This window comes from Cellulophaga geojensis KL-A, from assembly GCF_000568425.1.
GTDB classification, from domain to species: domain Bacteria; phylum Bacteroidota; class Bacteroidia; order Flavobacteriales; family Flavobacteriaceae; genus Cellulophaga; species Cellulophaga lytica.
In genome coordinates this window covers 20,818-30,316 of sequence record NZ_ARZX01000028.1, presented here as the reverse complement: position 1 = coordinate 30,316, position 9,499 = coordinate 20,818, and the positions used below count along the sequence as shown (strand labels likewise).

At 31.9% G+C, this 9,499-nt stretch carries 8 protein-coding genes; 7 read left to right on the top strand and 1 reads right to left on the bottom strand.

What is annotated here, in order from left to right; genetic code table 11:
• Window positions 1–119 precede the first annotated feature (119 nt).
• The 7 genes from KLA_RS15805 (at window position 120) to thrC (ending at window position 8,657) form a co-directional block, all read left to right on the top strand.
• Complete coding sequence (locus KLA_RS15805; protein ID WP_034646948.1) at window positions 120–1,796, top strand: OstA-like protein; 1,677 nt, start codon at window positions 120–122, stop codon at window positions 1,794–1,796.
• Between the two features lie 59 nt (window positions 1,797–1,855).
• On the top strand, window positions 1,856–3,037 hold the full coding sequence (locus KLA_RS15800) for an aspartate aminotransferase family protein (protein WP_034646946.1): 1,182 nt from the start codon (window positions 1,856–1,858) through the stop codon (window positions 3,035–3,037).
• Window positions 3,038–3,138: 101 nt separating this feature from the next.
• Complete coding sequence (locus KLA_RS15795; protein ID WP_034646944.1) at window positions 3,139–4,539, top strand: tetratricopeptide repeat protein; 1,401 nt, start codon at window positions 3,139–3,141, stop codon at window positions 4,537–4,539.
• A gap of 30 nt (window positions 4,540–4,569) precedes the next feature.
• Entirely contained in the window at window positions 4,570–5,583 is a 1,014-nt protein-coding gene (locus KLA_RS15790) for a DUF368 domain-containing protein (protein WP_013619866.1), read from the top strand.
• A 5-nt stretch (window positions 5,584–5,588) separates the two neighbouring features.
• Window positions 5,589–6,608 (top strand): DUF368 domain-containing protein, encoded by a 1,020-nt coding sequence (locus KLA_RS15785; RefSeq protein ID WP_034646942.1) that lies wholly within the window; start codon window positions 5,589–5,591, stop codon window positions 6,606–6,608.
• A complete protein-coding gene (locus KLA_RS15780; protein ID WP_013619868.1) occupies window positions 6,580–7,332 on the top strand; it encodes a shikimate dehydrogenase family protein in 753 nt (250 codons plus the stop codon). The genes KLA_RS15785 and KLA_RS15780 overlap by 29 nt, the downstream gene beginning before the upstream one ends.
• 29 nt (window positions 7,333–7,361) lie before the next feature.
• Window positions 7,362–8,657, top strand: coding sequence for a threonine synthase (thrC, locus tag KLA_RS15775; RefSeq protein ID WP_034646940.1), 1,296 nt, complete (start codon window positions 7,362–7,364; stop codon window positions 8,655–8,657).
• Here the strand turns inward: thrC and KLA_RS15770 are convergent, their stop codons facing one another.
• Window positions 8,658–9,308 (bottom strand): SDR family oxidoreductase, encoded by a 651-nt coding sequence (locus tag KLA_RS15770; protein ID WP_034646950.1) that lies wholly within the window; start codon window positions 9,306–9,308, stop codon window positions 8,658–8,660.
• Window positions 9,309–9,499: the final 191 nt, after the last annotated feature.

The following is a 9,499-nucleotide window of genomic DNA, read 5'->3' as shown; positions in this document are numbered from 1 at the left end:
TAATCTGTATCGATTATTTAGGACTAGTCAAATAGATAAAAAGAGCATAATCTTAAATCTATGCCAATCTGTTATCAGAACAATCAAAAAAAACCTATTTTTGACCAAAATTTTAAGACTTGTTTAAATACAAATTAGTTATTGGCTTAATCTTATTTGTTTTTAGTGTTAACGCACAAGATAAATCAACAGAAAAAAAACAAATAAAAATAGTACACGGTGCTAACTTCACCAAAGATGAAGTTAAGCTACCTGGCGCATCTATATTTAGTAGAGATAGTGAAAGACAAGTAGAGTTTGAACACCAAGGAGCAACCCTTTGGTGTGATGTTGCTGTGTTTTATCCAAAAGAAAACAGACTTCTTGCTATAGACAATGTACGTATGCAGCAAGGAGACTCTATACAAATGGACAGTGGCAAATTAGAATATTTTGGAGATATTAAACTTGCAAAGGCATCTAAAAATGTAGTTTTACAAAGTCCAGATGCTACACTTACTACAGATACTTTGTATTTTGATAGAGAAAAACAGGAGTCGTACTACAGACATTTTGGAACTATAATAGATACTGCAAATACTATAAAAAGTAGAATTGGTAGGTTTTTTATGGAAACCAACAAATATCAGTTGTTAGATAGTGTTACTGTAGAAAATCCTAAATACCACGTATTATCTGAACAAATGGATTATTACACAGACTCTGAACACGTGTATATGTATGGTCCGTCTACAATTACAGGCAAAGACTATGTCATGTATTGTGAACGTGGTTATTATGACTCTAAAGTAGAAACCGGCTACGGTATAAAAAACACACGTATAGATTATAGCAATAAAATTATTGAGGGAGACAGTGTTTATTTTAATAAAAGAAAACAATTTGCATCTGCAACAAATAATATAGTAGTTACAGATACCGTAAACGATGGTGTTATTAGAGCACATTATGCAGAAGTATACAAAGAAAAGGACTCTGTTTTTGCTACCAAAAGAGCTGTTGCTATTAATGTAATGGAGAAAGACTCATTATACATGCACGGAGATACCTTAATGGTTACAGGAAAACCAGACAATAGAATTATACGTGCGTTTAGGGATGCAAAGTTTTTTAAAACAGATATAAGTGGTAAGTGTGATTCTATTCACTTTGATCAAAAAACTGGAATAACACAACTTATTACAAACCCTATTATTTGGAATATTGACAACCAAATGACAGGAGATAGCATACATTTAATAAGCGATTTAGAGACAGATAAATTAGACTCTTTAAAGGTAATTAATAATGCTTTTATAATATCTTTAGATACAATTAGTAAAACCGGCTACAACCAAGCAAAAGGTAAAAACCTATTTGGCAAATTTGTAAACAATGAGCTAAACTTTATAGATCTTGTACAAAATGTAGAGGTTATTTATTATTCATATAACGACCAAAATGAGTTTGTTGGGGTAGATAAATCACTTTGTGGTAAAGTTACTATGGAGATGAAAGAAAACGCTATAGATGTTATAACGTATTACATTAACCCTAGCGGACAAACTTTTCCTGAAGGCCAAGAACCAGAAACAGGTGTTAAATTAAAAGGTTTTGTGTGGTACGGAGACCAGCGTATTTATACCAAAGACGATATTTTTGGTGAGGATGACAACAATCTTGTTTTACCTATAATTAGAGGCATTAGTAACCCTATAGATATTGATGCAGAAGAGCAAGAGCGACATAAAAACCAAGGAGATCCCATAAATAACCCGCCCAATACCAAGGCTACAAGAAAAAAAAGGGGTACCTAAACCTACATTATCTAAGCCAGTACCAAGTACAAAACTAAAGCAACAAAAATAAATTACAGGTGAAAAAGGACTTTTTACACTACCAAGCACAAACTAGTCCGCATCCTTTAACTTTACAAGTTTCTAGAGCTAGCGGCAGTTATATTTACGATCAGGACAACAATGCACATTTAGATTTTGTAGCAGGTGTATCTGCTTGTACACTTGGCCATTGCCACCCAAAAGTAGTAGATGCAATAACCAAGCAAGCATCAGAATATATGCATGTCATGGTTTATGGAGAATATGTACAAGAACCAGCTGTAACCTATACAAAGTTTTTAGCTTCTCTACTACCCTCTAATTTAGAAACCACCTATTTGGTTAACTCTGGAACAGAAGCTATTGAAGGAGCCTTAAAATTAGCTAAAAGAACTACAAAAAGACATAAAATTGTAGCTGCACACAACTCTTACCACGGTAATACTATGGGTAGTATGAGTGTTTCTGGATCAGAATCTCAAAAAAGTGCATATAGGCCACTTGTGCCTGGCACAACATTTATTAATTTTAATTCTGATAAAGATTTAGAGAAAATTACAACAGATACTGCTGCTGTAATTTTAGAAACCATACAAGGTGGCGCAGGTTTTATAGAGCCTAAAAATAATTTTTTACAAAAGGTAAGAGCACGCTGTACAGCTGTAGGCGCCTTATTAATTTTAGACGAAATACAACCAGGGTTTGGTAGAACAGGTAAGCTATTTGCTTTTGAACACTACAACTGTGTACCAGACATTTTAGTTATAGGTAAAGGAATGGCATCTGGTATGCCAGTTGGCGCATTTGTGGCATCAAACCAAATAATGAAAAATTTACAATCTAATCCTAAACTAGGACATATTACCACTTTTGGCGGCAACCCTGTAATTGCTGCTGCAAGTTTAGCTACATTACAAGAACTAACTAGTGGTAACTTAATAATAGAAACTCTAGAAAAAGAAAAACTATTTAAAAAACTACTAAAACACAAGTACATTACAGAAATACGGGGCAAAGGTTTAATGCTAGCTGTTATGCTAGTAAATGCAGATATTACAAACCATGTTGTAATGCATTGCGCTAAAAACAGACTAATATTATTCTGGCTATTGTTTGAACCTAAAGCGCTGCGTATTTCTCCTCCTTTAACCATTTCTAATGAAGAAATTAGACAAGGATGTGCACTTATTTTAGAAGCTTTAGACTCCTACAAAAAGTAATTTGTTAACTATTTTGTTAATAATATACACGGTAGCAATCAAAAAAAAGTAACCTAAAACCTTACTTTTATTTTAATCTTATCAAGCAAGAAAGAATTTATATGGCATTTGAAGCTGAAGAAAGACCTGACAGACCAATAGCAAAATTTGAGTCAATGCTAAAGACAGATGACGTCTACTTCTTTGACGCGGAAGATTTTGAAGACATTATTCACCATTATTTAAACAATGGAAAAATGTCATTGGCAAAAAAAGCCATTAAAATTGGCTTAACCCAACACCCAAGTACCATAGAGTTAAAACTTTTAGAAGTAGAGGTTCACGTTTTTGAAAATAACCTTGAACTTGCAGAAAGTATGCTAGATAGTTTACAAACTATTGATAGCAATAATGAAGAAATATACATACAAAGAGCAAATATATTTTCTAAAAAAGACGACCACAATAAAGCAATACAGTTATTAGAAAAGGCCTTAACCTTATCTGATGATTCTATAGACATACACTCTCTATTAGGTATGGAACACCTTTTTATGGACAATTTTGAAGAAGCAAAAAAACATTTTATACAGTGTGTCTTGTTTGATGAACACGATTACGCATCTCTTTACAACATTATTTATTGTTTTGACTTTTTAGAAGATTTTGATGGTGCCATTGTATTTTTAAATGATTACCTAGAAAAAAACCCATACTGTGAGGTAGCTTGGCATCAACTAGGTAAGCAGTACATAGAAAAAGGAATGTATAAAGAAGCCATTGCTGCTTTTGATTTTGCTATTATTTCTGATGATAGTTTTGTTGGCGCTTATTTTGAGAAAGGAAAAATTCTTGAAAAATTAAAACGCTACAATGAAGCTATAGAAAATTATGAAATTACTATAGAAATTGAAGATCCGTCTGCTTTTGCATATTTACGTATTGGTAAATGTCATGAAAAAATAGGCAATACAGAGCTAGCTAGGCTATTCTATTATAAAACCGTTCATGAAGATCCTTTGTTAGATAAAGGATGGTTAGCAATTACCAGCTTTTATATTAAGCAAGAAGATTATGTTAAAGCAAAAGAATACATAACTAAAGCAATTAATATAGAGGAAGAAAATTTATTCTATTGGGAGAAAAGCGCACTAATACATGAAGCCTTAGGTTTGGTTGAAGATGCAGAGGTTGCATATCAAAAAATGGTAGATTTAGGAGATTGCGAGTTAAAAACATGGCTAAATTGGAGCACCTTAGTAATAAAAAAAGGAGACTTACATTCTGCTATTCAAATACTACAACAAGCCTTAGAGTTTTACCCAAACAATGCAGATATTTTATACAAAATTGCGGGTTCACATATGGCCCTAAATCAGACTATAAAAACAAAAGAATATTTGGTTAAAGCACTAAGTGTTAACACAAAAAAGGTAGCTACATTTAAGTTAGATTTTCCTCAGTTTAAAAATAACACGTGGATTAACAACATTATTATAGAATATAGTAACTCTTCCAAATAAATCTATATTTTTACGTTTTTTATTACAATTATGAAAGAACGTAACTTACTACAGTATTTAATTATTACGCTAAAAGGTTTAGCTATGGGTGCCGCAGATGCTGTACCTGGTGTTTCTGGAGGTACAATTGCATTTATTTCTGGTATTTATGAAGAACTAATAAATAGTATAAGCAACATAAACTTATCTCTATTTAAAACGTTAAAAAATGATGGTATTAAAGCATTTTGGAAGCAAGCAAATGGCAATTTTGTATTAGCCTTACTAACAGGGATAATAATAAGTTTTATTTCCTTTATGCGTTTGGCTAAATATTTAATAGAATACCACCCAATTTTAATTTGGTCGTTCTTTTTTGGTTTAATTGTAGTGAGTATTTACTTTGTAGGCAAACAAATTACAAAGTGGAATGCACTAACAGTAATAGCTTTAATTATTGGTGCTGGGTTAGCATATTATATTACAAGTTTACCAGCTTTAGCAGCCAATACTAACCCATATTATTTACTTTTTGCTGGAGCTGTTGCCATTTGCGCAATGATTTTGCCTGGTATATCTGGTTCTTTTATTTTAGTAATTATGGGAGCTTACAAAACATTAAGTGACGCTTTTCATGATTTTGATTTAAAAAAAATAGCCTTGTTTGCTACTGGTGCTTTAATTGGGTTATTAAGTTTTAGTAGAGTTTTAAAATGGCTATTTAAAAATTATCACAATACTACACTAGCACTTTTAACTGGTTTTATTTTAGGTTCTTTAAACAAAGTTTGGCCTTGGAAAAAAACAGTAACTGTAATGGTAGATGAAACAGGAGAAATTGTACCTTTTAATACCATATCTGATCTTGGAACATTAGCTGTTTATCAAAAAAACATACATAATTTTGAATCGTTTAAAACGGTTACAGAAGAAAGTATTCTGCCAATAAAATACTCAGAGTTAAACCATTATATAGATCCGCAAACTATGATTGCAATTGCACTAATGGTGACAGGTTTTTTAACTATTTTTATACTAGAAAAAATAGCTACAAAAAACAAATAAACACAATGGCACATACTAGAACAGTTTTAGACAAGTTTCTCCTTGTTGTTAAAGGACTATGTATGGGTGCTGCAAATAAAGTCCCTGGTGTTTCTGGCGGTATTGTTGCATTTGTGGGAGGCTTTTATGAAGAGTTTATATACTCACTACAAAAATTTAACTTTAAAGCTCTAAAACTGCTTTTAAATGGCAGACTTAAGAGTTTTTATAATTACATTAACGGCACATTTATTACGTTACTAATTTTTGGTATGCTAGTAAGCTATTTTAGCGTTTCAAAAATTTTAGATTACTTTTTAGAGCATAATGAGTTATATGTGTGGTCTTGTTTTTTTGGGATGATTGTAGGTTCTATTTATTACATTGCCAAGGGGTTTGATCATTGGAACAAAAAAACCTTTTTTGCTGCACTAGTTGGTTTAGCAATAGGGGTTTCTATAAGTTTCTTAAATCCGGCTAAAGAAAATGACAATCTTTTTTTTATTTTCTTTTGTGGAATTATTAGTGTATCTGGTATGACGCTCCCAGGATTATCTGGATCTTTTATATTAATTCTATTAGGCAATTATGTACTACTTTTGGTAGACTCCGTTAATGCCTTGTATGACACATTTACAGAAATAATTAAAGGCGACTTTAGTTTTACCAAAAACACAGAACGCTTAAATACCTTAACCGTACTTGGTGTTTTTACAGCAGGTTCTGCCATTGGTTTGGTAACATTGTCTCACATTATAAGTTACGTTTTAAAACACTTTAAACACATAACAACAGCTGTTATTTTGGGCTTTATAACGGGGTCTTTGGGAGTTGTTTGGCCTTGGAAAAAAACTGTATATAAAGTAGATGCTGTTGGGAATATTTTAATAGACTCTAACGGAAACGAAATTATCAAGAATTATTCTCGCTATTTTCCCGATTTTGTGATTTCTGAAACTTGGTGGGCAGTTTTTTTTGTAGTTATAGGAATAAGTATTTTATTGGTCCTAGATTGGTATGGAAAAAACAGAAAAAAAACAGTATAAGTTTGGGTTAATAGGAAAAGATATTGAATATTCTTTTTCTAGAAATTACTTTACACACAAGTTTAAAAAACTTGGGTTAACAAACTATGTCTATGTAAATTTTGACTATCAAAAAATTGAAGAGTTTAAAACTACATTAGAAAATAACTCTAATATTAAAGGCTGTAATGTTACCATTCCTTATAAAGAAAGTGTAATTCCGTTTTTAACTAGTTTAGATGCAAAAGCCAAAGCTATTGGAGCTGTAAATACTATAAAATTTACAGAAAACGGATTAATTGGTTACAATACTGATGCCTATGGATTTAAAAAATCCATAGAACCTCATCTAAAAAAACACCATACAAAAGCATTAATTTTAGGTACCGGTGGTGCATCTAAGGCAGTAAAATATGTTTTAGAAGATTTGGGCATTGTATGTACATATGTATCCAGAAAACCTAAAAAAAATCAATTTACATATACAGATTTAAATAATAATATTATTAAAGAGTATACCGTAATAATTAACTGTACTCCTTTAGGAACACACCCAAAAATTACAGATAAGCCCACTATCCCTTATTTGCATTTAACAGAAAAACATTTGCTTTTTGATCTTATATACAACCCAGACAAAACAGCATTTTTAAGTGCAGGTGAAGCCCAAGGAGCTACTATTAGTAACGGACAACATATGCTAGAGCACCAAGCAGAAGAATCATGGAGAATTTGGAATAGCTAGCACATAATAAATTTAGAATACCTTAAAAAATGAATTACTACTCGTTAAACAAAAAAGCGCCTAATACTACATTTAAAAATGCAGTTATAAAAGGCTTGGCACCAGATAAAGGATTGTACTTTCCTGAAAGTATAACACCTTTACCTGCAGATTTCTTTAAAAATTTAGACAATTTATCTAATTCAGAAATTGCTTTTACAGCCATTAAACAATTTGTTTCTCCTGAAATTCCAGAGGATGTTCTAAAAACCATTGTAGAGGAAACATTATCCTTTAATTTTCCTGTGGTTAAGTTAGATGAGAATGTGTCTACATTAGAGCTTTTTCACGGACCAACAATGGCATTTAAAGATGTTGGGGCACGTTTTATGGCTCGTTGTCTTGGCTATTTTAACAAAAATAACACTAATGAGGTTACTGTATTGGTAGCTACATCTGGAGATACAGGTGGCGCTGTTGCCAATGGCTTTTTAGGTGTAAAAGGTGTAAACGTGGTTATTTTATATCCTAGCGGAAAAGTAAGTGATATACAAGAAAAACAATTAACAACTTTAGGGCAAAATATAACTGCTTTAGAAGTAGACGGTGTTTTTGATGATTGCCAAGATATGGTTAAACGCGCATTTTTAGACGAAGAATTAACTAGCAAAATGCAATTAACATCTGCAAACTCAATTAACGTAGCGCGTTGGCTACCACAATTATTTTACTTTATTTTTGCCTATAAGCAGTTACATAACACGCACAAAAAAATAGTTTTTTCTGTTCCTAGTGGTAATTTTGGTAACATATGTGCTGGTATGATGGCGCAGCAATTGGGTTTACCTATTCATCATTTTATAGCATCTAACAATAAAAATAATGTTGTTACTACATATTTAAAAACAGAAGAATATAATCCAAAACCATCTGTACAAACTATAAGTAATGCTATGGATGTTGGTAACCCTAGTAACTTTATTCGTATACAAGAAATACACAAAAATGACTTTGGCGCTTTAACTGAAAATTTATCTTCTTATAGTTTTTCTGATGAAGAAACAAAAGAAGCTTTAGCGCATATTTACAAAACTTATAACTATGTAGCTGACCCACACGGAGCTGTTGGTTATTTAGGTTGCAAAGCATATTTAAAAAATAATAATGATGTACATTGTGTATTTTTAGAAACTGCTCACCCAACAAAATTTTTAGATGTAGTTGAACACGTAATTAAAGAAAAACAACCATTGCCAGAGCAAATACAAGAAGTAATGCACAAAACAAAAGTAGCCACCAAAATTGGCAGCTACAATGACTTAAAATCTTACTTATTAAATAACTAACTAAGCATTTACAGTAGAAAATTTATCTAAGGCCTCACCTATTAAGGTATCACCCTTAATAATTTCAAAAGTGGCCTTGTTTGCTACGTCATCATTTAGTGTTCTCACTAATGTTTGTGCAACATCATTTCTACTAATTTCACCTCTTTTATTTAACTTTTCTTGGAGCTCTATTTGGTTATGGGGCTCCTTATTGGTTAAAGAACCAGGGCGTACAATACTGTAATTTAATCCACTTTCTTTTAAGTATTCATCTGCGTTATGCTTTGCTTTTAAATACTCTTGCAGTTGTTCTGCTTCTTCAGGCTTGTCTGCTCCCATAGAGCTTAACATAACAAACTTTTTAATGTTATTTTCTTTAGATGCATCAATTAACCTCTTTGCTCCTTCTTGGTCTACTTCTACTACTTTTTTTCCTCCAGATCCGGCAGCAAAAAGCACCTTATCTACATTTTCTATTTTATTAAATACTTTATCTACATCGCCCTCTAAGTCTCCAAGAACAGTATCTATTTGTTTTGCTTTAAAATATTCTTTTTGCTCTTCTTTTCTAACCATTGCAATAGGGTTAAAATACTGAGATTCTTTTAAAAGGTTCACTATTTGTTTTCCTGTGGTACCATTGGCACCGGCTACTAATATGTTTTCCATACCTGAGTATAACATTCCTTTAAGGCAATTCCTAAAATCTTAACTGGTTTAACGTTAGTTTAATACAAATTAACAAAGCCTTTGTACTTTGTTTTTAGCGTATTTTACACAGCCATACTTCCTAGCAGGTACAACTAAAAAAACAACTTATTTTAATACCTGAGCTAATTTATAAAACAAACAATTTTCGA